A 21,711-nucleotide genomic window follows, 5' to 3' on the forward strand; every position below is an offset into this window, starting at 1 on the left:
TCTCCATCAGGCCTTCTTGTCTTCACCAATGATCAATTTGGTGTCGGACAGGTACATGTGCGGAGGCACTTCGAGGTTATCCGGTGCAGGCTTGTTCTTGAAAACGCGGCCAGCCAAATCGAATGTTGAGCCATGGCAAGCACACAAGAAACCACCCGTCCAGTCATCAGGGAGCGAGGGCTGAGGGCCCGTCGCGAACTTATCCCCTGGCGAGCAACCCAAGTGGGTACAAATACCCACCGCTACCATGATTTCGGGCTTGATGGAGCGGTGGCCATTTTTGGCGTATTCGGGGGTCGGATAGGCCGTGCGATTGGAGGCTGGATCGGCCAGTTGGCCCTCGATTTTCTTGAGAGATTCAAGCTGTTCGGGCGAACGCTTCATGATCCATACGGGCTTGCCGCGCCATTCGACGGTTAGCTTTTCGCCTGGATTCAAAGCGGAAATATCCACTTCTACGGCCGCGCCCGCCGCTTTGGCGCGTTCGGAAGGTTGAAAGCTGCTGACGAAGGGGGTGGCCACAAAGCCAGCGCCTACGGCACCTGCGCAACCGGAGGCAATCAGCCAGGTCCGTTTGCTGCTGTCGACTGGGGTGTCACTCATGGGAATCCTCTAGCGAGTCGTTATCAGGGTCAACCCGAGATTGTAGCGGAGTGAAACAGACAAATGACTTACAACCCTTATCACCTTGCTTGTCATGCTGCACAATAGCCCTCTCTTCATTATTTCAGAGGTTTTTTAAATGACTTTTTCTCAAGAATTCAAAACTTTCGTGGTCAAGGGCAATGTCATGGACCTTGCTGTGGGTGTGATTATTGGCGGCGCATTCGGAAAAATCGTGGACTCGGCTGTCAGCGACCTGATCATGCCCTTGGTCAGCAAGCTCTTTGGCGGCCTTGATTTCTCAAATTACTACGTTGCATTGGCGGGTCAAACGGCTGGCTTGACCCTGCTCGAAGCCAAAAAACTGGGGTCTGTATTTGCTTACGGTAACTTCATCACGGTGGCGCTGAATTTCGTCATCTTGGCCTTGATCATCTTTTTAATGATCCGTCAAATGAACCGCATGAGCACTGCCAAAGCGGACTCTGCAGCCCCAGAAGCGGCCCCCATCACGCCTGAGGACGTGATGTTGTTGCGTGAAATCCGCGACAGCCTGAAAACCAAAGGCTAAGGTCCCCGGTGGTCAGTGCTCGCCACTGACCATCTGGCGTGCCATGCGGATGGCCTGGATCATGCTGCTGGCATCGGCCACGCCTTTGCCTGCCAGGTCCATAGCCGTACCGTGGTCCGGGCTGGTTCTCACCAGCGGCAGCCCCAGGGTCACGTTCACTCCCTGCTCCACCCCCATGTATTTCACCGGGATCAAGCCCTGATCGTGGTACATCGCAATGACCACATCAAATTCACGCCGGCCATCGGACTGCTTGCGGGCCCGCATGAAAACAGTGTCAGGGGCATAAGGGCCATGCACATCCATCCCATGCTGCCTGGCTGCGGCGAGACAGGGCTGCAGAATGTCGATTTCTTCGCGCCCAAACAAACCTCCCTCGCCTGCATGCGGATTGACACCCGCCACAGCCATCCGAGGCCTGCGGCCCAATATTTTCGACAAAGACGCATCGGTGATGGCAAGGGTTTGCAAGACACGCTCGAACGTGATGGCGTCCAAGGCATCGCGCAGCGACACATGGATGCTCACCAGCACCGTGCGCAGCTCGTTGTTGGCCAGCATCATGCGCACCGGCATCTGCTCGATAGTCACCCCCGCATGCCGGGCCGCTTCGGCTTGCAACAACTCGGTGTGTCCAGGGTATTGGTTGTAAGGCGCACCAGCGGCGTGCAAGGCTTCTTTGTGCAAAGGTGCAGTGACCAGCCCGGCCAACTCGCCCCGCAATGCAGCCCGTGTAGCCCACAAGACGGCTTCACCCGCCAATTGCCCGGCACGGCCATCGATGCACCCCCAAGGCAATACAGGAGACACCGGCACCACCTGCAAAACAGGCAAACACCGGAGCGGAACATTCAGGGCCTCGTTCGGGGCTTGAATTTCGACCACCGGAAAGGTCTGTACCGCCTGCACCAAAGCCATGGCGCGGCGCATCAAGCCCACATCGCCCGCCACAAAACAACCTTGAGTCGACTCAGGCGCAAGGCACCACGCACGGGCAATGATTTCAGGCCCAATACCGCAAGGGTCGCCCGGCGTGAGGGCGATGGCTTGCTGGATCAAGGGCGTCGGCGGAGCGGATTCAAAAGTCATGCGTGCGCACCTCAAGCCGGGTTGTCGATGTCAATGAAACGGTGTTGTATGTCCAGGTCTTGCGCCACGAGAGCAGCCACAGCGGGGGCTCCGTAACGCTCACTCGCATGGTGCCCACAAGCCAGAAAGGCCACGCCGGTTTCTCTGGCCAGATGGGCTTGGGGCTCTGATATTTCGCCCGTGATGAAGACATCCACACCTTGAGCAATGGCGGCTTCAAAGTAGCCTTGCGCTCCACCCGTGCACCAACCCACTCGGCGAACGGGGCGATTGCTGTCACCCGCGCAAATCACCGAGCGTCCGAGAACAGCGGCCACATGGTCGGCCAAGGCCTGAGGGCTGGCCCATGTCTTGACACCAGTGCCCACAAAGCCCAAATCCTGCTCGCCAAATCGACCATCGGCTTGCAGGCCTAAAACACGGGCCAGCTGAGCGTTATTGCCCAATTCGGGGTGCGCATCCAGCGGCAGGTGGTAAGCAAACAAATGAATGCCATGGGTCAATAACAAGCGCAGCCGTTCACGCATCCAGCCAGTGACACGCCCGTCCTGGCCTTTCCAAAAAAGGCCATGGTGCACAAAAATGGCATCGGCATCGGCTTCAATCGCCGCTTCGATCAGGGCCCGACTGGCAGTGACACCACTGACCAGCAATTTCACCTCGCGGTCACCTTCGACCTGCAAGCCATTGGGGCCGTAATCGCGGAACTTATCGGGTTGGAGCAGGGCATCAAAGGCCTGGCCCAGGGTTTTGGCATTGGTCATCGGCTGCGCTTTCAGGACGGGATGGGTATTGTGGCGCAAGGCTTGTATGGTTTGGGCCACCAAGAGCGGCCCTTGTAACTGGGCGAATGCCGCGAATCAAGGACAATTGGGCCCATGAAACGTTATTGGCTCCTCTTTTCGCAATGGGTGACGGTCTTGTTGGCGGTCTGGTTTGTGGTGGCCACACTCCAGCCCGAATGGTTGCGCAGTGCGCAGCGCTCGACCGACGGGATGACTTTGCTACAGGCTCCCGCAGGTTCACCGCTGAGCCGTCCGGTGGGCAGCCTGAGCGCGCCCGCCCGCCAAGCGTCGCCAGCGGTGGTCAGCATCAACACCAGCAAAGCCAGCTCACAAAGCCCCCAGAGCCAAGACCCTTGGTTTAAATTTTTCTATGGTGAGCAGGAAGAACAAAATCCAGCCGGGCTGGGCAGTGGCGTCATTGTCAGCCCCGAAGGCCACATCCTGACCAACAACCATGTCATTGAGGATGCGGACGACATCGAAGTCGTGCTGGCCGATGGCCGCCGTGCTGCGGCCAAAGTCATCGGCACCGACCCTGACACCGATCTGGCACTGCTGAAAATCACGCTCGAAAAATTGCCCGTGATTGTGCTGGGACAAACCCAAAACCTACAGGTAGGCGATGTGGTGCTGGCCATTGGCAACCCCTTTGGCGTGGGCCAAACCGTGACATCGGGCATCGTCAGCGCCTTGGGCCGCAGCCAGCTGGGCATCAACACGTTCGAAAACTTCATACAAACCGATGCCGCCATCAACCCCGGCAACTCGGGCGGTGCATTGGTGGATGTGAATGGCCACCTGATGGGCATCAACACGGCCATTTATTCCCGTTCTGGCGGCAGCATGGGCATTGGCTTTGCCATCCCGATCTCTACGGCCAAGCAAGTCATGCAAGATTTACTGAAAAATGGCAAAGTCATCCGGGGCTGGATCGGGGTCGAGCCGCAAGACATGTCCGCCGAATTGGTCGAAAGCTTTCAACTCCCCAAGTCTGGCCAGGTCCTGCCTTCGGGGGTTGTTATCACGGGCGTGCTGAAAAACGGGCCCGCCGCCAATGCCGGCATTCGCCCCGGTGACGTGATCGTCAAGGTGGCTGGGCAGCCTGTGAGCAATGTGGCCGAGTTGTTGGTTCAGGTGGCCAGCTTGAAGCCTGGTGAACCTGCCGAGGTGAAGGTTTGGCGTCGCCAAGGCGAAGTCAATTTGCGCTTGACCCCGGCCGAACGGCCTGCAGCCAACAAAGTGCGCAAATAAATTCCCGACGCGATAATGACTTCCTGCTTCATGCAAAAGAGGCCTGTCGGCCTCTTTTGTTTTGGTAAATCCGATGCCGTCAAGAGGCGACTTCAGGATCTTGCGGCGGCTGCGTGTGTTTGATGAAAATTTGTGCGGCCCAGATGCCCAGCTCATACAACAAGCACATCGGGATGGCCAAGGCCAATTGCGACACCACATCGGGCGGGGTGACCACGGCTGCAATCACAAAAGCCAACACCACAAAATAACCCCGGAAATCCTTGAGTTTTTGCACGCTGACCACACCCATGCGGGCCAACACAACGACGGCAACAGGCACCTCAAAAGCCAATCCGAAGGCCAAGAACATGGACAACACAAAACTCAAATAAGCCTCAATGTCAGGCGCGGCCGTGATGCTTTTGGGGGCAAAGCTCTGGATGAAGCTGAACACCTGGCCGAAGACAAAGAAGTAACAAAACGCCACCCCAGTGAAAAACAACAAAGTGCTGGAGACCACCAAAGGCATGACCAATTTCTTCTCATGGCTGTAAAGACCTGGCGCAATGAACGCCCAGACTTGGTAAAGCACCACGGGCAAAGCGATCAAAAACGCGGCCATCAGCAAAATCTTGAGCGGCACCATGAACGGAGAGATGACCGAGGTGGCGATCAAGGTGGCGCCTTTGGGCAAATGCACCACCAAAGGTGCTGCCAAAATATCGTACAAATTGCCGGGGCCAGGGTATATGGCCAGCGCAGCAGCTGCCACCGCCACAGCGGCCACGGCCCAGATCAGGCGGTCGCGCAACTCGATCAGGTGCGCCACAAAAGGTTGCTCAGAACCTTTGAGTTCGTCGTCGGACTGGGAAGGGGTTTCGGACATTGGGGGAGTCGGTTGGACGTTGCGCACCCAAGGTGCGCAAGCGTCACACAGAATTGAGGGGCTTGGGCCGGTAACGGGCTACGCGTGCGGCACCCGAAAGCGCTTTGGTTCGGACCCCGGATCGGGCTTTGTACCACTGAGGCATCGCACCCCGCTTGAGACGCCAATTCTTATCAGGCCGCACGTAATAAGGCGGTGGGGGCTCAATGGCGGGCAGATCACTGTTCAGCCCGGCCGTGGTGTCGGCCCAGTCTTTTTCAAAATCAGAGGCCGTGGTTTGAACGGTTTGCTCGACTTCGCGAGCCGCCGTTTCCATGGTCTCTTTCATCTTTTTAAGCTCTTCCAGGTCCATGGACCGGTTCACCTCGGCCTTGACATCGGCGACGTAACGCTGGGCCTTGCCCAGTAAAGTGCCCATGGTGCGGGCCACTTTGGGCAGTTTTTCGGGGCCGATGACGATCAACGCCACCACCCCGATGAGCGCCATTTTCGAAAAGCTTAAGTCCAGCACAGTGCAGCGTTCGGTCGTTCAAGTATCAAGACTTGGTCTTGGCTTCGACGTCGATGGTGGTCTTTTCGGCTTGGGCCGAAGAAGTCACTTGACCCGCCACTGGCGACTCGGCTTCAGGCTTGGTGCCGCCCTCTTTCATGCCGTCTTTAAAGCCTTTGACGGCACCACCCAAGTCAGAGCCCATGTTTTTGAGCTTTTTGGTGCCAAACACCATGACCACGATCAACAGCACGATCAGCCAGTGCCAAATGGAAAAGGAACCCATGAATATCTCCTAACGTAGTTGCAAGATTCTAAGGGGTGATACCCCCCAAAACCGATCTGCCTTGCTTGAACAAGGAATTGAGGTGCGCCCGCTTGTTGACAAGCCCGCTTTAGCCCTTGAGCCAGGGGCGCGGACCGCCCATGACGTGCATGTGCAGGTGATGCACTTCCTGCCCGCCTTCGGCGCCGTTATTGACCACGATGCGGAAACCGCCCTCGGGGTAAGGCGTGCAACCCGCTTGCAGGGCCAGTTTGGGAGCCAAGGTCATCATGTGGCCCATCAAACCAGCATGCTCCGGGGCCAACTGGGCCATCGACGGGATGTGCAGCTTGGGAATGATCAGGAAATGGACAGGCGCCCAAGGGGCGATGTCGTGGAAAGCGAACACATGTTCGTCTTCGTACACTTTGCGCGACGGGATTTGACCCGCGATGATTTTGCAAAAAATACAGTTGGCGTCGGTCATGGCTTGATCGTTGTCTAAAGTCAAAATTCAGTCGGTCACTGGGCGCTGCCCATTCAAACGCACCATGCCCAGCACGATGCGGTACAAAAACCAGATGGAAATACCCACCCAGGCCAGCCAGCCCGGCAACACAAAGAAGAACCAAAGCGGGAACGTCACCAAATACAACACAGCCGCCCAAATCACGGTGCGGATGCGGTAACTGAAATGTGTGGCCTCCCAGCCTGCGGCGTCGCCTTTTTTAACCAGGTCGATGATCAGAGCCACCACCAGCAAGGCCGGGCCCATTTGCGCGCCAGGCACCACGGCACTCACCGCCACGATCAGGTGCAGGATGTAGCTGACCCAGCTGATGGTGCGGGTGCTGTCGTCCAGCGGCTGCTCATGGGGAAGCGGTTGGTTCACGGCTTATTCTCCGAGCCGCTCGCGCTCTTGCACCTTGCGCAGGGCTTTTTCCTCCAGCCCGCTCAGGCCTTCGCGGCGGGCTAGCTCATTGACCACATCAGCGGGTGTCAGGCCATAGTGCGCCAGCGCGATCATGCTGTGGAACCACAAATCGGCCACTTCATAGACCAGCTTGCTGGCATCACCGCCATGGTCCACATCCTTGGCGGCCATGACGGTTTCAGTGGCTTCTTCGCCAATCTTCTTCAAAAAGGCGTCGGGTCCTTTGTGCAGCAGTCGGGCTACGTAGCTTTTTTCAGGATCGCCGCCGTTGACCGCCTTACGGCTTTCGATGATGGCGGCCAGACGCGCCAACGTGTCTTCTGAAGACTGCGCCAACGTGTCTTCTGACGACGGGGATGGGGAATCGGTCAAGCTCATGGCAATCACTTGTAAATGGTTTCAGGGTCTTTCAAGACCGGGTCAGTAGCCTGCCAAGCGTCGGCTTGCAGGCTCTGGAAAAAGCAGCTGTGGCGGCCCGTGTGGCAGGCAATGCCAGGCTCGTGCCCCAACTGGGTGACTTTGAGCAACACCACATCGTTGTCGCAGTCGAGGCGAATGTCATGCACCGTCTGCACATGGCCGGACTCTTCGCCCTTGAACCACAGTTTGTTGCGCGAGCGGCTGAAGTACACAGCCCGCTTCAGCTCGGCCGTCTTTTGCAGCGCCTCGCGGTTCATCCACGCAAACATCAGCACATCGCCGCTGTGGTTTTCCTGAGCGATGACCGGCACCAGACCTTTGTCATCCCATTTGATTTTGTCGAGCCAATTCATGTTCACAACCTGACCTGAATGCCACGTTCCCGCATCCGCTCTTTGGCTTGCTGCACCGTGTATTCACCATAGTGAAAGATGCTGGCGGCCAGCACCGCATCCGCGCCGCCGATGCTCACGCCGTCGGCCAAGTGGTCGAGGTTGCCCACACCGCCTGATGCGATCACGGGCACGCTCACGGCGTCGCTCACGGCGCGGGTCAGCGGCAAGTCAAAGCCGCTTTTGGTGCCGTCACGGTCCATGCTGGTCAGCAAGATTTCGCCTGCGCCGTATTCGGCCATTTGCGTGGCCCAGGCCACCGCGTCTAGGCCCACGTTTTTACGGCCACCGTGGCTGTACACGTCCCAGCCCGGGCCCATGGGCAAACCATTCGTGCCGATGCGTTGCTCGTCTTCGGCGCTGCGGCGCTTGGCGTCGATGGCGACCACGATACACTGCGCCCCGTATTTGGCCGAGGCTTCGCGGATGACTTGGGGGTTGGCAATCGCGGCCGAGTTGAAGCTGGTCTTGTCGGCCCCGGCGTTGAGCAAGCGGCGCACGTCTTCCACCGTGCGCACACCGCCACCCACCGTGAGCGGGATGAAAACCTGGCTGGCCACGGCTTCGATGATGTGCAGGATCACGTCACGGCCGTCGCTGGTCGCGGTGATGTCGAGGAAAGTCAGCTCGTCTGCACCCTGCTCGTTGTAACGGGCCGCGATTTCGACCGGGTCTCCGGCATCGCGCAGTTCGACAAAGTTAACGCCTTTGACCACGCGACCGCCGGTCACGTCGAGGCAAGGAATGATGCGTTTGGCCAGCATGGGGGTCTCTTTTCAAATCTCAGTGGGCCAGCGCTTGCAAGCGCTGCCAGCCTTCCCATCGCCCGCCCGCAGACAAGGTAATGGGTTCATAAACCTGCGCGGCTTCAACGCACAACATGTGCCGCCAGCCCTCATCGGGCATGTCAGCCAAGCGCTTGCAGAGGTCTTGCGCGGGGTTCCAGACCACCGTGTTGGCCCAGCTGGGGCTTTGGCTGATGCGCAAGGTCTGGTTGAGCGTCAAGGCTTGTGCGGACGTTTTGGCATCGGCCTCGTAAACGCGGTCAAATTCGGCCACAAAACGCAGCGCATCAGCGGCTAACGCATGGGTGTCGCTGAGCGAATCCCATTCGGGCTGTCCACCCAGGCCATGCAATGTTGCAACGGTCACGTCAGGCACTGCCAAGTAAGTGTGCAATGCGCCCGAAAACGCCAACGGTTGAGTGTCGGTGTTGTGCACCCTCAGCGTCAGCTGCACTTCGGCAGAGCTCAAGTCGATTTGCAATTGCAGCTCAAACGCTTGCGGCCACCAGGCGAGGGTCTGGGCGTTGTCGCTCAAGCGCAGCGTGAGCCGCGCATGGTCTGCACGCAAGTCGGGCGCGTCAGCCTGCCAAGCCACGTTTCGTGCAAAACCGTGTTTAGGCAGCCGATCGGCCATGGGGCCGCGCTGGTTGAACTGCGGAAAGCACACAGGCACACCGCCTCGAATGGCGGCTTGGCCGTCCATCACGCTTTGAGGACTGAGGTAAAGCTGTTCTTGCCCGCCCGACACCCAGGACAGCACATGCGCGCCGTGCAGCGCGACCACCAAGCGGTCGCCCGTGGGCAAGGCCAACTCGCAAGCCGGCAGGCCTGCGAACACGGTGTCGCGACAAGTGGCCTGCCCGGTCATCTGGAATTTCCTGTGGATTTCAACCGTTGAGTTCGTCGGCGCGTTGTTGCGCCAGCGCAAAGTCGAGGTCGCCCGAATACACAGCGCGGCCGCAGATCACGCCTTCCACGCCTTCGCCTTCCACCGCGCACAGCTGCTCAATGTCGGCCATGTTGGACAGGCCGCCCGATGCGATAACGGGGATGGTGAGGGCCTGCGCCAGCTTGACGGTGGCGTCGATGTTGATGCCGCTGAGCATGCCATCACGGCCGATGTCCGTGTAGATGATGGACTCGACGCCCCAGTCTTCGAACTTTTTGGCCAAGTCCACGACTTCATGACCCGTGAGCTTGCTCCAGCCGTCTGTGGCGACTTTGCCATCCTTGGCGTCCAAACCCACAATGATATGGCCGCCAAAGGCAGTGCAGGCGTCTTTCAAAAAACCGGGGTTCTTGACGGCGGCGGTGCCGATGATGACGTAGCGCAGGCCGCTGTCGATGTATTTTTCGATCGTGTCCAGATCACGGATGCCGCCGCCCAGTTGCACCGGAATGTCATCGCCCACCGCCTTGAGGATGGATTTGATGGCCCCAAAATTTTGCGGCTTGCCGGCAAACGCGCCATTCAGATCGACCAGATGCAAGCGACGTGCGCCTTTTTCGAGCCAAGTGCGGGCCATGGCAGCAGGGTCTTCACCGAAGGTCGTGGCTTGGTCCATATCGCCCTGTTTGAGGCGAACGCAATGGCCGTCTTTGAGGTCAATGGCGGGGATCAGAATCATGGCAAATTAAAAGCAGGTGGAAGGAAAACGGCAGTAAAACCACTCAAGGCTGCCAGTGGAGGAAATTGCGGAACAAGGCCAACCCTTGGTTTGCGCTTTTTTCGGGGTGAAACTGGGTTGCGAAAATATTGTCACGGGCAATCGCACAAGCAAAACGACCGCCGTAATCGGTTTCGGCCGCACTGTGCGCAGGGTTGACCACCTGGGCATAGAAGCTGTGCACAAAATAATACCAGCTGCCATCGTCAATGCCCTGCCAAAGAGCGTGCGCGGGCTGGGCTTGCCCCACCTGGTTCCAGCCCATTTGTGGCACTTTGTAGCGGGTGCCGTCGGGTTGAATTTGCCCCGCCAAATCGAACTTAACCACCTTGCCTGGGATCAGGCCCAAGCCCGGCGTGTCGCCCTCGTTGCTGTGATCGAGCAGCATCTGCATGCCGACACACACGCCAAACAGCGGTTTGCTGACGGCCGCTTCGAGCACGGCGTCCATCAGGCCCGATTCGCGCAGCTCACGCATGCAGTCGGGCATGGCGCCCTGCCCTGGCAAAACCACACGGTGCGCATCGCGTACGACCTGTGGGTTGGAGGTCACGGTGACTTCGGCATGGTCGACGCTGGACGCGGCATGGATCACCGCTTGCGCCACAGAGCGCAAATTGCCCATGCCGTAATCGACGACGGCGACGCGGTTGACGCTCATGTCAGAGGCTGCCTTTGGTGGAGGGAATCACACCGGCCGAGCGCGGATCGAGTTCGAGCGCTGCACGCACAGCGCGGGCAAAGGCCTTGAAAATCGTCTCGCACTGATGGTGCGCGTTCACGCCCTTGAGGTTGTCGATGTGCAAGGTGCAGAGGGCGTGGTTCACAAAGCCCTGGAAAAACTCGTACACCAGCTGCGTATCCAAGGCGCCCAGCGAGCCGGACGTGAACTTCACATCCATGTGCAGGCCGGGGCGACCTGAAAAATCCACCACCACTCGGCTCAAGGCTTCGTCCAACGGCACGTATGAATGGCCGTAACGGCGAATGCCTTTTTTGTCGCCCATGGCCTGAGAAAACGCCTGGCCCAAGGTGATGCCGATGTCTTCTACGGTGTGGTGACCATCGATGTGCAAGTCGCCTTCGCAGCTGATGTCCAGATCGATCAGGCCGTGGCGCGCAATTTGGTCGAGCATGTGGTCCAGAAAACCGATGCCTGTGGCCAGCTTGGCCTGGCCGGTGCCATCCAGGTTGATGGCGACGCGGATGTTCGTCTCGGCCGTCTTGCGGGTCACGTTGGCTGTGCGGTCAGCGCTGCTGTTCATAAGGAGGCTTTCAAAGCGGCAAGGAGTTGGTCGTTTTCTGCGGCGGTGCCCACCGTCAGGCGCAGGCAATTGGCCAGCAGTGGGTGCATTTTAGAAACGTTCTTGATCAGCACACCGTGCGCCTTCAGACCTTCAAAGGTTTTGGCCGCATCGGGCACGCGGGCCAAAATCATATTGGCTTCGCTTGGGAACGGCGACACGCCGGGCAATGCAGCCAATTCACGCTGCAAACGGGCACGCTGTTCGCGCAGGTCTTTGGCCTGTGCGGCAAACACCTCGGCGTGCTCCAAGGCAAACAAGGCGCACTCGCAATTGAGCACACTGATGTTGTAGGGCGGGCGGACTTTGTCGACCTCGGCCACCAAGGCTTTGGGGCCCACCATGTAACCCAAACGCACACCGGCCAAACCGAACTTGCTGAGCGTGCGCATCAAAAGCACATGCGAGTGGCCCGTGATGCGGTCGATGTAGCTTCGGCTGGCAAAGGGCTGGTAAGCCTCGTCCATGACAACCAGCCCACCTTGGGCACCTTGCGCGAGCACGATCTTTTCGATCACATCGTCGTTCCACAAATTGCCCGTGGGGTTGTTGGGGTAAGCCAAGTAAACGATGGAAGGCTTGTGCTCGGCAATGGCGGCCAGCATGGCAGTTTCATCGAGTTCAAAATCGGCCGTGAGCGGCACACCGTGAAAGGCCAGGCCTTGCAGCTGGGCGCTCATGGCGTACATCACAAAGCCTGGCAGCGGGGCGAGGATGGCAGCGCCAGGGACGTCGCAAGCCAGCGCCAACAGCGAAATCAGCTCGTCCGAGCCGTTGCCCAACATGATGTCGAAGCCCTCGGGCATGCTCGCGTGCTGGGCCAGTGCATGGCGCAAATCGTTCACACGGCCATCGGGGTAGCGGTTCAGCGACAAGGCACCCAGCCGCTCGCCCAAAGCCTTTTGCAAATCTGCGGGCAATCTGTGCGGGTTTTCCATCGCGTCGAGCTTGACCATGCCCACCGAATCCTGGATGGCGTAGGCGTGCATGGACTGCACGTCTTGGCGAATGCGTTGCATCAATTTGGGGCTGACGTTGCTCATTTCATCTCTCGCATCGGGGGCACAGGGTTCAAACGCAACTCGGCGGCGCGGGCATGGGCTTGCAGGCCTTCGCCGTAAGCCAGTTCGGCGGCAATGCGGCCCAAGGGCTGGGCACCGGCTTCGCTAACCTCAATCAGGCTGGAGCGTTTCTGGAAGTCATAAACACCCAAAGGCGAAGAGAACCGCGCCGTTCCGCTGGTGGGCAACACGTGATTGGGGCCTGCGCAGTAGTCGCCCAAACTTTCGCTGGTGAACGCGCCCAAAAAGATCGCGCCTGCATGGCGCAGCAAAGGCTCCCAACGGTGGGGCTCACTGCTCGACACCTCCAAGTGTTCGGGCGCGATGCGGTTGCTGATGGCGCAGGCTTCTTCCATGCTGCGCGTGAGGATCAGCGCGCCTCGGTCGTTCAGGCTCTTGGCGATGATCTCTCGGCGCGGCATGGTGGGCAGCAGGCGGTCGATGGCGGCTTGCACCTCAGCGATGTAAGCCGCATCAGGGCACAGCAAAATGCTTTGCGCCAGCTCGTCGTGCTCGGCCTGGCTGAACAGGTCCATCGCCACCCATTCGGCGGGCGTGGTGCCGTCGGCCAACACCAAAATTTCACTCGGACCCGCAATCATGTCGATGCCCACGGTGCCAAACACGCGCTTTTTGGCGCTGGCCACATAGGCATTGCCCGGGCCGGTGATTTTGTCCACCTTGGGGATGGTGGCGGTGCCATAGGCCAGCGCCGCAACAGCCTGTGCACCGCCCACGGTGAAGGCGCGGCTCACACCGGCCACACAGGCAGCGGCCAGCACCAGCGGGTTGCGCACACCAGCGGGCGTGGGCACCACCATGATGATCTCTTGCACACCCGCCACATGCGCAGGGATGGCGTTCATCAACACCGAAGAGGGGTAAGCCGCTTTGCCACCGGGCACATAAATGCCCACGCGGTCGAGCGGCGTGACTTTTTGGCCCAGCAAGGTGCCGTCTTCATCGCGGTAGCTCCAGCTTTCGCCCGAAGCTTTCTTTTGTGCCTCGTGGTACTTGCGCACACGGGCCGCAGCGGCCTGCAAGGCTTCGCGCTGTGCAGCGGGCAGGCTGTCGAGCGCCGCTTGCAACTCGGCTTGGGTGATCTCCAGCGCCTTCACATCAGCCGCTTGCAGGCCGTCAAATCGCTGGGTGTAATCGAGCACGGCCGCATCGCCACGCTTTTGCACATCGGCCAGAATGTCGGCCACACGCTGCTCAATGGCGGCGTCGGTGTCTGCAGACCAATGCAGGCGGGCAGCAAAGGCCGCTTCAAAACCGGCATCAGCCGTGTTCAGTTGCAAGGGTTTGGCGAGCAGGCCCATAGCGTTCATGTCTTTCAGTCTTTTTTCACAGCGCCCGCAAAGGCGTCGATGATGGCCCGGATCGGCGCTTGCTTGAGCTTGAGTGCGGCTTGGTTAACCACCAAGCGCGAGCTGATGTCCATGATGCGTTCGACCTCGACCAGGTGGTTGGCCTTGAGCGTGTTGCCCGTCGACACCAGATCGACAATCGCATCGGCCAAGCCAGTCAACGGGGCCAACTCCATGCTGCCATAGAGTTTGATCAGGTCAACGTGCACACCCTTGGTGGCAAAAAAGTCACGGGCAATCGCGGTGTATTTGGTGGCCACTTTCAGGCGAGAGCCGGTGCGCACGGCACTGGCGTAGTCGTAGTCAGCACGCACGGCCACGCTCATGCGGCACTTGGCAATGTTCAGGTCCAGCGGCTGGTACAAGCCTTGACCGCCGTGCTCGATCAGGGTGTCGAGACCGGTCACACCCAAATCGGCACCACCGTACTCCACATAGGTGGGCACATCGCTGGCTCGCACCAGCACCACGCGCACATTGGCCTGGTTGGTGGGCAAAATCAGCTTGCGTGATTTTTCGGGGTCTTCGAGCACCTCGATGCCAGCGGCCAGCAGCAGCGGCAAGGTTTCGTCAAAGATGCGTCCTTTGGACAGGGCCAGCGTGATCATTTCACTCTTTCGATGTCGGCCCCCAGGCCGCGCAGTTTCAGTTCCATGCGGTCATAGCCGCGGTCCAGGTGGTAAATGCGGTCGACAATGGTTTCGCCTTCGGCCACCAAACCAGCAATCACCAGGCTGGCAGAGGCCCGCAAGTCAGTGGCCATGACGATGGCACCCGACAATTTATCCACCCCTTCGATCACCGAGACCTTGCCATCGATCTGGATATGAGCACCCAAGCGCACCAACTCGTTGACGTGCATGAAGCGGTTTTCAAAGATGGTTTCGGTCACTTTGCTCGTGCCTTGCGAGATGCAGTTGAGCGCCATGAACTGGGCCTGCATGTCGGTCGGGAAGCCCGGGTATTCGGTGGTGCGAAAGCTCTGAGCCTTCAGTCGGCCATCGGCCTTGACGCGGATAAAGCCTTCGCCCACTTCGATGGTGGCACCGGCGTCGCGCAGTTTTTCGATGACCACTTCGAGGTGGTCGGCACGGCCGTGGCGCAAGACCACATCACCGCCCGTGGCAGCGACAGCGCACAAAAACGTGCCCGCCTCGATGCGGTCAGCCACCACTTGGTGCTGGCAGCCATGCAAACGCTCAACCCCTTGGATGCGAATGCGGCGTGTGCCATGGCCTTCGATCTTGGCGCCCATCTTGATGAGCATCTCGGCCAGATCGCCAATTTCAGGCTCTTGTGCGGCGTTTTCAAGCACGGTCTCGCCTTCGGCCAAAGTCGCCGCCATCATGAAATTTTCAGTGCCGGTCACGGTGACCATGTCGGTGGTGATGTGCGCGCCCTTCAGGCGCGTGCGGCCTGCAGGCAAACTGGCCAGCATGTACCCATGGTCCACCGTGATCTCGGCCCCCATGGCCTGCAGGCCCTTGATGTGCTGGTCCACCGGACGCGAACCGATGGCGCAACCGCCAGGGAGCGACACCTTGGCATGGCCAAAACGGGCCAGCAAAGGCCCCAATGCCAGCACCGAAGCGCGCATGGTTTTGACCAATTCGTAAGGCGCTTCGGGGTTGTTCAGGCCACCCGCATCCAGTGTGACGCGACCGTCTTCGTGATGCTCGGCCGTCACGCCCATGTTGCGGATCAGCTTGAGCATGGTCGAAACGTCTTGCAGGCGCGGCACATTGGCCAACGTCACAGGCTCGGCGCACAACAAGGCGGCGCACAGCTCGGGCAAGGCCGCGTTTTTGGCACCCGCCACATCCAGCGTGCCTTGCAGGCGCTTGCCGCCGCGAATTTTCAGTTTGTCCATGGATCAGCTCAGTGTGCGTTTTAGCGAGGGCTCAAGTGGTGAGAAGCGATCAGTTCGCTTGCGCGGCCCACTCGGCGGGCGTGTAGGTCTTCATCGACAAAGCATGCACTTCGTCGGTGTGCATTTTTTGGCCCAGCGTTGCGTACACGCGTTGGTGGCGGGCAATGGGGCGCATACCGGCAAAGGCTTCAGACACCACCACGGCGCTCCAATGTCGGCCATCGCCCTCCACGCTGAGGTGGGTGCAAGTGAGGCCTGCGGCGATGATGGCTTGAAGTTGCTCTGCGTTCATGGGGGTTCAGCTCCGGATTTTGTAGCCGGTGCGCAAAAGGTGAAGGGTCAGGCTGCTGATGAGCACCAAGGCAGTGCCCACCACGGCCAGACTGGTCCAGGGTGAAACGTCGCTTTGGCCAAAAAAGCCATAACGAAAACCGTCAATCATGTAGAAAAACGGGTTCAAGTGGCTGATTTTTTGCCAAAACGGCGGCAAAGAATGAATGGAATAAAACACGCCCGACAAAAAGGTCATGGGCATGATGACGAAGTTCTGGAAGGCCGCCATCTGGTCAAACTTTTCAGCCCACAGACCGGCGATCACACCCAAAGCGCCCATCATGGCCGCACCCATCAAGGCGAAAGTCAAAATCCACAGCAGATTGACAAAGTGGATGTTGACCATCCAGCCGGTGATGACAAAGACACCCAGGCCCACGGCCAAACCACGCACCACCGACGAGCCCACATAGGCTACAAACCAGCTGCGGTGCGACAAAGGCGTGAGCAGCAAAAACACCAGACTGCCCATGATCTTGCTCTGCACCAAACTTGACGAACTGTTGGCGAAGGCGTTTTGCAACACGCCCATCATGATCAGGCCCGGCAGCAAAAAAGAGGTGTAAGGCACTTGGTCGTACACCTTGACGTGGTCTTCCAGCACATGGCCGAAGATCAGCATGTAGAGCACCGAGGTCAGCACGGGCGCGGCCACAGTTTGGAAAGCCACTTTCCAGAAACGCAACACTTCTTTGTATAAAAGGGTTTGCCAGCCGAGCATGAATCCGCCATGCACCGCCACCTCAAGCAGCTCACCACCGGAAACGGGAGATTCAGGGGATGGCTTTGCGGTGCTCATGCAGCAACCCCTTTGCGGTTCATGACTTCCAAAAACACGTCTTCCAGGTCGGCCTGTCGGATCTCGACGTCTTCGACCACCAAACCCGCCGTTCGCAGGGTGGCCAAGTGGTTTTCAATCTCGACCGCGTTGTGCACCGGCAATTGCACGATGCGGCCCGTCACGCGGGCCATGGCCGCCACCGCCGGTGGCAAGTCGCCATCGAGTTTGAAGCGCAGCACCTGGCTGGTGGCCGAGCGCAGCAAATCCGAGGTGCGCTCCAGCGCCAGCAACTGACCACGCTTGAGCATGGCGATGCGTCCGCACAAGGCCTCGGCCTCTTCAAGGTAATGGGTGGTCAGCAAGACGGTGTGGCCTTGCTTGTTGAGTTTGGCGATGAACTGCCACAGCGTTTGACGCAGCTCGACATCGACCCCGGCGGTCGGCTCGTCGAGCACGATCACACGTGGTTTATGCACCAAGGCTTGCGCCACCAGCACACGGCGCTTCATGCCACCCGAGAGTTGGCGCATATTGGAGCCCGCTTTGTCGGCCAGGCCCAGGCTGTCCAGCAGCTCGTCGATCCAGGCGTCGTTGTTCTTGACACCGAAATAGCCCGACTGAATGCGCAAAGACTCACGAACTGTGAAAAAAGGGTCAAACACCAGCTCTTGCGGCACCACGCCCAGCAAGCGCCGCGCTGTGGCGTAGTCGGCTTGTACATCGTGGCCATGGACCAGCACTTTGCCTTGGCTTGCACGGGTCAAGCCTGCCAAGGTGCTGATCAAAGTGGTTTTGCCTGCGCCGTTGGGACCGAGCAGGCCAAAGAACTCGCCCTCCTGAACGTCAAAGCTGACCTGGTCGAGCGCTTGGAACGCAGCTGCACCCGCCTGTTTGGCTGCGTAGGTTTTAGAGACGGATTGGAATGAGAGCGCGGGCATGGAAGGGCTGTATTTTAAGTGCTGGCCTACTGCCCCCAGAGCAATAGTGGGGGATCGGGGCAAAAAGACCCCAAAACCGGCTATTCAGACCTGCACAAGCAAGTCCAGCACACCGTACAAACTGGCCAATTCGCGCAGACGGGACGTCATTCCCCTGATCTGCAATGAACCGTCGTGCGCCAAGACCACACGGCGCAAGCCCAGCAAAACGGCCAAAACCGAAGAGTCAAACGCGACCAACTCAGAGGCGTCCACTTCAACGTCGGGCTTCGCATCCAGAGGCAATCGCGCCACCCACTCGGCCAAACAAGCGTCCGCTTGGTCATGCAACAAGGTCTGAGGCAAAGTCAATGCGCTGATCATGTTCGACTGACTCAGGAAGCTTTGGCGTTGGTTTTGTTACGCGCGGCCAAGCTGGCGATCAGCGCATCGATACCACCGGCATTGATTTCTTTGGTGAATTGGGTGCGGTAATTTTCGACCAACCAGACACCGAGAACATTCAGGTCAAAGATCATCCAGCCATCACCTTCACCGGGCGTTTTTTCAAGGCGATAGTCCAACTGGATCGGGTCACCTTTGCCTCTCACTTCGGTGTTGACCACCAGATTTTTGTCTTCTTGGCCAGCACGCAAAGGCTTGACCACCACGACCTGGTCACTGACCTGACTGAGCGCTCCGGAATAGGTGCGCACCAACAAAACCTTGAATTCATCTTGCAGGCGTTTTTGCTGTTCTGGCGTGGCTTTTCGCCAGGCTGGCCCTGTGGCCAATGCGGTCATGCGGCGAAAATTCACATGCGGCATCAGTTGGCTGTCGACCAGTTGCATGATTTTGCCGATGTCGCCATTTCGCAAAGCCTTGTCGGCCTTGATGGTGTTCAAGGTGTCGTTGGTAATGCGTTTGATGAAGGCCTCAGCGGCTTCGTCTGCAGCCCAAGCGGGCATCCCGGCGCAGCACAGCGCCAAAACACCGACGGTGGTCAAAAGATGGCGGCGATTCACAGGCAATACGGACATGTTTTTCATCAGCTAACTATACGGTCAAGAGGCAGGACTCTTGTAACAACTGTAACGAGAGGCAGGCCGTCCCGCCATGGACGCAGTTCAGGGCGCCTCTGACTCAGAGTAGTCAAAAACCGGCGGTGGATTGCCGTCGTGAATGTCATTGATCCGTTTTTGCAGATACCCATCCCGAACAAATGTGTAAGGGTCCAAGGCGGCTGCCTTGATGACATCAACAGTCTGAAGCAAATCAGCACGCACATCCAATGCACCCGTCACGGAAAGAACGTTGCGGGTCGCGGCATCGTTGAATTTCTGCACGAGATTGCCCTTCATGTCGAGCGGCATGGCAAACGTGTCTCGCAAAGTCGAGGGCCCAAACAGAGGCAACACCACATATGGCCCGGGCTTGACGCCCCAATAACCCAAGGTCTGACCAAAGTCCTCTTTGCGTTTCTCAAGTCGCATTTCTGTGGCCACATCCAGCACGCCACCCAAACCCAAAAATGTATTCACGCTGATGCGCATGAGCGTTTCAACGGTGGCTTGGCCCTTCAATTGCATAGCGCTATTGGCCATGGTCCACACATCGCCCAGATTACCCAAAAAATTGTGAATGCCGGTACGCACCGGGCTGGGCAACACAGCGGTATAGGCCTTCGCTGCAGGCTTGAGGGCCAGGTTGTCCAGCGCGTCATTGAAGTTGTAAACACTTCGGTTCATTGACTCCCAAGGGTCGCGCACGTCCGCATGCTGAACACTGGCACAGCCCTGCAAGGCCAACACCATGAAGCCAGCGCACAGCAGTAAAATTTTTCGCATGGAGTGGCTCATGGTTTTTGACTTTCTGCTGCCGGTTTTTCGGCTTGGCTAAACAAGAATTGGCTGATCAAATTTTCCAGAATGACCGCTGACTGGGTCGATCCAATTCGGTCACCGGCTACCAGATTTTTTTCATCTGCACCGGGCGACACATCCAGATATTGCTCGCCCAGCAGGCCACTGGTGAGGATTTTCAGGGCGCTGTCCTTGGGAAACGTGTGTTCCGACTGCAAAGCCAAAGTGACCTTGGCCTGAAACGACTCACCATCAAATTCGATTTTTTTGACACGGCCAACCACCACACCGGCGCTCTTGACGGCGGCGCCCGACTTGAGGCCACCAATGTTGTCAAATTTGGCGCTGACATCGTAGCTGGCATTGAAGTTCAAGGTCAGCAGGTTGGCGGCCTTGAGTGCCAGAAACAGCACGGCCACGGCACCCAACAAAACAAACAAACCAACCCACACATCATTTTTTGAACGTTGCATGCCGTCCTCCTCAAATACTGAACATCATCGCGGTCAGGATGAAATCCAGTCCCAACACCGACAAGGAAGAAACCACCACGCTGCGCGTGGTGGCACTGGCCACACCCTCGGGCGTGGGCTTGGCCACATACCCCTGGAGCAAGGCAATGAAAGTCACAGCAACGGCAAACACCACACTTTTGACGATGCCGTTGCCCACGTCTTTGAAGACATCAACGCCGCCTTGCATCTGGCTCCAGAACGACCCCGAATCGACGCCAATCAGCAGCACGCCCACCACATAGCCACCCAGGATACCGACTGCGCTGAACACGGCCGCTAACAGGGGCAAGGCAATGATGCCGCCCCAAAAGCGCGGCGCCAGGATGCGCTGAATGGGGTCCACGGCCATCATTTCCAAGGCCGTGAGTTGTTCGCCCGCACGCATCAGACCGATCTCGGCCGTGAGTGAGGCCCCTGCGCGACCAGCATAAAGCAAGGCCGCCACCACAGGCCCAAGTTCGCGCACCAGGCTCAGGGCGACCAACAAGCCCAGCGCCTCGGCGGAGCCATAGCGTTGCAAGGTGTAGTAGCCCTGCAAACTCAACACAAAGCCCACAAACAAGCCCGACACGGTGATGATGGCCAGCGAATAATTGCCCAAAAAATGCACTTGGTCACGCACCAGGCCAAAGCGCTTAAGGGCTGCGCCCGACATGCCCAACAATTTAAAGAACAGGCGAGCACCAAAGCCCCAATCCGTCAGCATCTGGCGGGTGGATGCGCCCAATGCGCCCAACACAGCGGTGATCATGCAGCCCTCCGGTCGTAGTCTTGCGCTGTCGAGGGGGCCGGGTAATGGAAAGGCACGGGGCCGTCGCTGAGCGCATGCACAAACTGGTGGATCAAGGGGTCAGTGCTGACGCGCAACTCAGCGGGCGTGCCTTGCGCTGCCACGCCGCCATTGGCCAAAATGACCACATGGTCAGCGATCTCAAAGGTCTCGGTCACATCGTGCGACACGACCACGCTGGTGATGCCCAAGCTGTCGTTCAAGCGGCGAATCAGGCGTGCTGCCGTGCCCAGCGAAATAGGATCGAGTCCGGCAAAGGGCTCGTCGTACATGATGAGATCGGGATCGAGTGCAATGGCGCGAGCCAAGGCCACACGGCGGCTCATGCCACCGGAAATTTCTGAGGGTTTCAGGTCACGTGCACCCCGCAAGCCCACCGCATCCAGCTTCATGAGCACGATGTCGCGGATCAGATCCTCAGACAAACGGGTGTGCTCTCGCAAGGGGAAGGCCACGTTGTCGAACACACTCATGTCGGTGAACAAAGCGCCAAACTGGAACAGCATGCCCATGCGGCGACGGGCTGCATACAACGCGGTCTGGCGCATGGTGGTGATGTCGTCGCCATCAAACAGCATCTGGCCTTGGCTGGCGCGAATCTGACCACCTATCAGCCTCAGCACGGTTGTTTTACCCCCACCGGACACCCCCATCAAAGCCGTGACTTGGCCACGAGGCACGTTGAAGCTCAGGTTCTTCAAGATGACTCGGTCGCCGTACCCAAAGCTCAGGTCGCGCAATTCAACAAGGTGTGGTGCAGATGTGGTGTTCATGAAAAACAAGAGCCG

The 21,711-nt window shown here is 58.7% G+C and carries 30 protein-coding genes; 2 read left to right on the plus strand and 28 right to left on the minus strand.

The features are described 5' to 3' along the window. Positions 1-6 precede the first annotated feature (6 nt). Positions 7-603 carry a ubiquinol-cytochrome c reductase iron-sulfur subunit gene (petA, locus tag BN3544_RS06735; protein ID WP_019429766.1) on the minus strand — a complete coding sequence of 199 codons (597 nt, stop codon included), beginning with the start codon at positions 601-603 and terminating at the stop codon, positions 7-9. 139 nt (positions 604-742) lie between these two features. Between petA and mscL the strand changes: the two genes are divergently transcribed. Then, positions 743-1,174 (plus strand): large conductance mechanosensitive channel protein MscL, encoded by a 432-nt coding sequence (gene mscL / locus BN3544_RS06740; protein WP_019429767.1) that lies wholly within the window; start codon positions 743-745, stop codon positions 1,172-1,174. A gap of 12 nt (positions 1,175-1,186) precedes the next feature. On the opposite strand, the gene pdxA is transcribed toward mscL, so the two are convergent. Further along, the gene (pdxA, locus tag BN3544_RS06745) at positions 1,187-2,263 is read right to left on the minus strand and encodes a 4-hydroxythreonine-4-phosphate dehydrogenase PdxA (RefSeq protein WP_019429768.1); all 1,077 of its coding nucleotides are present in this window, start codon (positions 2,261-2,263) and stop codon (positions 1,187-1,189) included. 11 nt (positions 2,264-2,274) lie between these two features. Then, positions 2,275-3,027, minus strand: coding sequence for a Nif3-like dinuclear metal center hexameric protein (locus tag BN3544_RS06750; RefSeq protein WP_026036616.1), 753 nt, complete (start codon positions 3,025-3,027; stop codon positions 2,275-2,277). Between the two features lie 114 nt (positions 3,028-3,141). On the opposite strand from BN3544_RS06750, the gene BN3544_RS06755 reads away from it, so the two are divergent. Further along, positions 3,142-4,299 (plus strand): S1C family serine protease, encoded by a 1,158-nt coding sequence (locus BN3544_RS06755; protein WP_019429770.1) that lies wholly within the window; start codon positions 3,142-3,144, stop codon positions 4,297-4,299. A 79-nt stretch (positions 4,300-4,378) separates the two neighbouring features. Here BN3544_RS06755 and tatC read toward each other — a convergent pair whose 3' ends face one another. From tatC to BN3544_RS06880, 25 genes are all read right to left on the minus strand, one after another. Beyond that, complete coding sequence (gene tatC, locus BN3544_RS06760) at positions 4,379-5,167, minus strand: twin-arginine translocase subunit TatC (RefSeq protein WP_019429771.1); 789 nt, start codon at positions 5,165-5,167, stop codon at positions 4,379-4,381. A gap of 43 nt (positions 5,168-5,210) precedes the next feature. Continuing rightward, positions 5,211-5,678, minus strand: coding sequence for a Sec-independent protein translocase protein TatB (gene tatB, locus BN3544_RS06765; RefSeq protein ID WP_026036617.1), 468 nt, complete (start codon positions 5,676-5,678; stop codon positions 5,211-5,213). 25 nt (positions 5,679-5,703) lie between these two features. Further along, positions 5,704-5,943, minus strand: a complete 240-nt coding sequence (gene tatA, locus BN3544_RS06770; RefSeq protein WP_019429773.1) for a Sec-independent protein translocase subunit TatA — start codon at positions 5,941-5,943, stop codon at positions 5,704-5,706. Positions 5,944-6,052: 109 nt separating this feature from the next. Then, positions 6,053-6,409 (minus strand): histidine triad nucleotide-binding protein, encoded by a 357-nt coding sequence (locus tag BN3544_RS06775; RefSeq protein WP_019429774.1) that lies wholly within the window; start codon positions 6,407-6,409, stop codon positions 6,053-6,055. Between the two features lie 27 nt (positions 6,410-6,436). After that, positions 6,437-6,814, minus strand: coding sequence for a DUF4870 family protein (locus tag BN3544_RS06780; protein WP_019429775.1), 378 nt, complete (start codon positions 6,812-6,814; stop codon positions 6,437-6,439). Positions 6,815-6,817: 3 nt separating this feature from the next. Next, a complete protein-coding gene (locus BN3544_RS06785; RefSeq protein ID WP_036075009.1) occupies positions 6,818-7,234 on the minus strand; it encodes a phosphoribosyl-ATP diphosphatase in 417 nt (138 codons plus the stop codon). Positions 7,235-7,239: 5 nt separating this feature from the next. After that, on the minus strand, positions 7,240-7,629 hold the full coding sequence (gene hisI, locus BN3544_RS06790) for a phosphoribosyl-AMP cyclohydrolase (RefSeq protein WP_019429777.1): 390 nt from the start codon (positions 7,627-7,629) through the stop codon (positions 7,240-7,242). Between the two features lie 2 nt (positions 7,630-7,631). Beyond that, complete coding sequence (gene hisF, locus BN3544_RS06795) at positions 7,632-8,432, minus strand: imidazole glycerol phosphate synthase subunit HisF (RefSeq protein ID WP_019429778.1); 801 nt, start codon at positions 8,430-8,432, stop codon at positions 7,632-7,634. A gap of 19 nt (positions 8,433-8,451) precedes the next feature. Continuing rightward, positions 8,452-9,321, minus strand: a complete 870-nt coding sequence (locus tag BN3544_RS06800) for a D-hexose-6-phosphate mutarotase (protein ID WP_019429779.1) — start codon at positions 9,319-9,321, stop codon at positions 8,452-8,454. Positions 9,322-9,340: 19 nt separating this feature from the next. Beyond that, entirely contained in the window at positions 9,341-10,081 is a 741-nt protein-coding gene (gene hisA, locus BN3544_RS06805; protein WP_019429780.1) for a 1-(5-phosphoribosyl)-5-[(5-phosphoribosylamino)methylideneamino]imidazole-4-carboxamide isomerase, read from the minus strand. Between the two features lie 43 nt (positions 10,082-10,124). Beyond that, positions 10,125-10,781 (minus strand): imidazole glycerol phosphate synthase subunit HisH, encoded by a 657-nt coding sequence (gene hisH / locus BN3544_RS06810; RefSeq protein WP_019429781.1) that lies wholly within the window; start codon positions 10,779-10,781, stop codon positions 10,125-10,127. Position 10,782: 1 nt separating this feature from the next. Continuing rightward, complete coding sequence (hisB, locus tag BN3544_RS06815; protein WP_019429782.1) at positions 10,783-11,385, minus strand: imidazoleglycerol-phosphate dehydratase HisB; 603 nt, start codon at positions 11,383-11,385, stop codon at positions 10,783-10,785. Beyond that, on the minus strand, positions 11,382-12,467 hold the full coding sequence (gene hisC, locus BN3544_RS06820; protein WP_019429783.1) for a histidinol-phosphate transaminase: 1,086 nt from the start codon (positions 12,465-12,467) through the stop codon (positions 11,382-11,384). The genes hisB and hisC overlap by 4 nt, the downstream gene beginning before the upstream one ends. After that, entirely contained in the window at positions 12,464-13,807 is a 1,344-nt protein-coding gene (hisD, locus tag BN3544_RS06825) for a histidinol dehydrogenase (RefSeq protein ID WP_026036619.1), read from the minus strand. Before hisD ends, hisC begins: the two co-directional genes overlap by 4 nt. A 14-nt stretch (positions 13,808-13,821) precedes the next feature. Then, on the minus strand, positions 13,822-14,463 hold the full coding sequence (gene hisG / locus BN3544_RS06830) for an ATP phosphoribosyltransferase (RefSeq protein ID WP_019429785.1): 642 nt from the start codon (positions 14,461-14,463) through the stop codon (positions 13,822-13,824). Further along, positions 14,460-15,725, minus strand: a complete 1,266-nt coding sequence (gene murA, locus BN3544_RS06835) for a UDP-N-acetylglucosamine 1-carboxyvinyltransferase (protein ID WP_019429786.1) — start codon at positions 15,723-15,725, stop codon at positions 14,460-14,462. The genes hisG and murA overlap by 4 nt, the downstream gene beginning before the upstream one ends. Before the next feature lie 49 nt (positions 15,726-15,774). Then, positions 15,775-16,017, minus strand: coding sequence for a BolA family protein (locus BN3544_RS06840; RefSeq protein ID WP_019429787.1), 243 nt, complete (start codon positions 16,015-16,017; stop codon positions 15,775-15,777). 6 nt (positions 16,018-16,023) lie between these two features. Further along, positions 16,024-16,779, minus strand: coding sequence for an ABC transporter permease (locus BN3544_RS06845; RefSeq protein ID WP_026036620.1), 756 nt, complete (start codon positions 16,777-16,779; stop codon positions 16,024-16,026). Positions 16,780-16,853: 74 nt separating this feature from the next. Beyond that, entirely contained in the window at positions 16,854-17,777 is a 924-nt protein-coding gene (locus BN3544_RS06850; protein WP_019429789.1) for an ABC transporter ATP-binding protein, read from the minus strand. Between the two features lie 84 nt (positions 17,778-17,861). Further along, positions 17,862-18,140, minus strand: a complete 279-nt coding sequence (locus BN3544_RS06855; RefSeq protein WP_019429790.1) for an STAS domain-containing protein — start codon at positions 18,138-18,140, stop codon at positions 17,862-17,864. An 11-nt stretch (positions 18,141-18,151) separates the two neighbouring features. Then, positions 18,152-18,805, minus strand: a complete 654-nt coding sequence (locus BN3544_RS06860) for an MlaC/ttg2D family ABC transporter substrate-binding protein (protein WP_019429791.1) — start codon at positions 18,803-18,805, stop codon at positions 18,152-18,154. Between the two features lie 78 nt (positions 18,806-18,883). Then, entirely contained in the window at positions 18,884-19,603 is a 720-nt protein-coding gene (locus BN3544_RS06865) for an MlaA family lipoprotein (RefSeq protein ID WP_231733910.1), read from the minus strand. Positions 19,604-19,611: 8 nt separating this feature from the next. Next, a complete protein-coding gene (mlaD, locus tag BN3544_RS06870; RefSeq protein ID WP_019429793.1) occupies positions 19,612-20,091 on the minus strand; it encodes an outer membrane lipid asymmetry maintenance protein MlaD in 480 nt (159 codons plus the stop codon). 10 nt (positions 20,092-20,101) lie between these two features. Next, positions 20,102-20,884, minus strand: coding sequence for a lipid asymmetry maintenance ABC transporter permease subunit MlaE (gene mlaE / locus BN3544_RS06875; protein WP_019429794.1), 783 nt, complete (start codon positions 20,882-20,884; stop codon positions 20,102-20,104). Then, the gene (locus tag BN3544_RS06880; protein ID WP_019429795.1) at positions 20,881-21,696 is read right to left on the minus strand and encodes an ABC transporter ATP-binding protein; all 816 of its coding nucleotides are present in this window, start codon (positions 21,694-21,696) and stop codon (positions 20,881-20,883) included. Before BN3544_RS06880 ends, mlaE begins: the two co-directional genes overlap by 4 nt. Positions 21,697-21,711 lie beyond the last annotated feature (15 nt).

This window comes from Limnohabitans sp. Rim47 (assembly GCF_001517545.1).
GTDB lineage: Bacteria > Pseudomonadota > Gammaproteobacteria > Burkholderiales > Burkholderiaceae_C > Limnohabitans_A.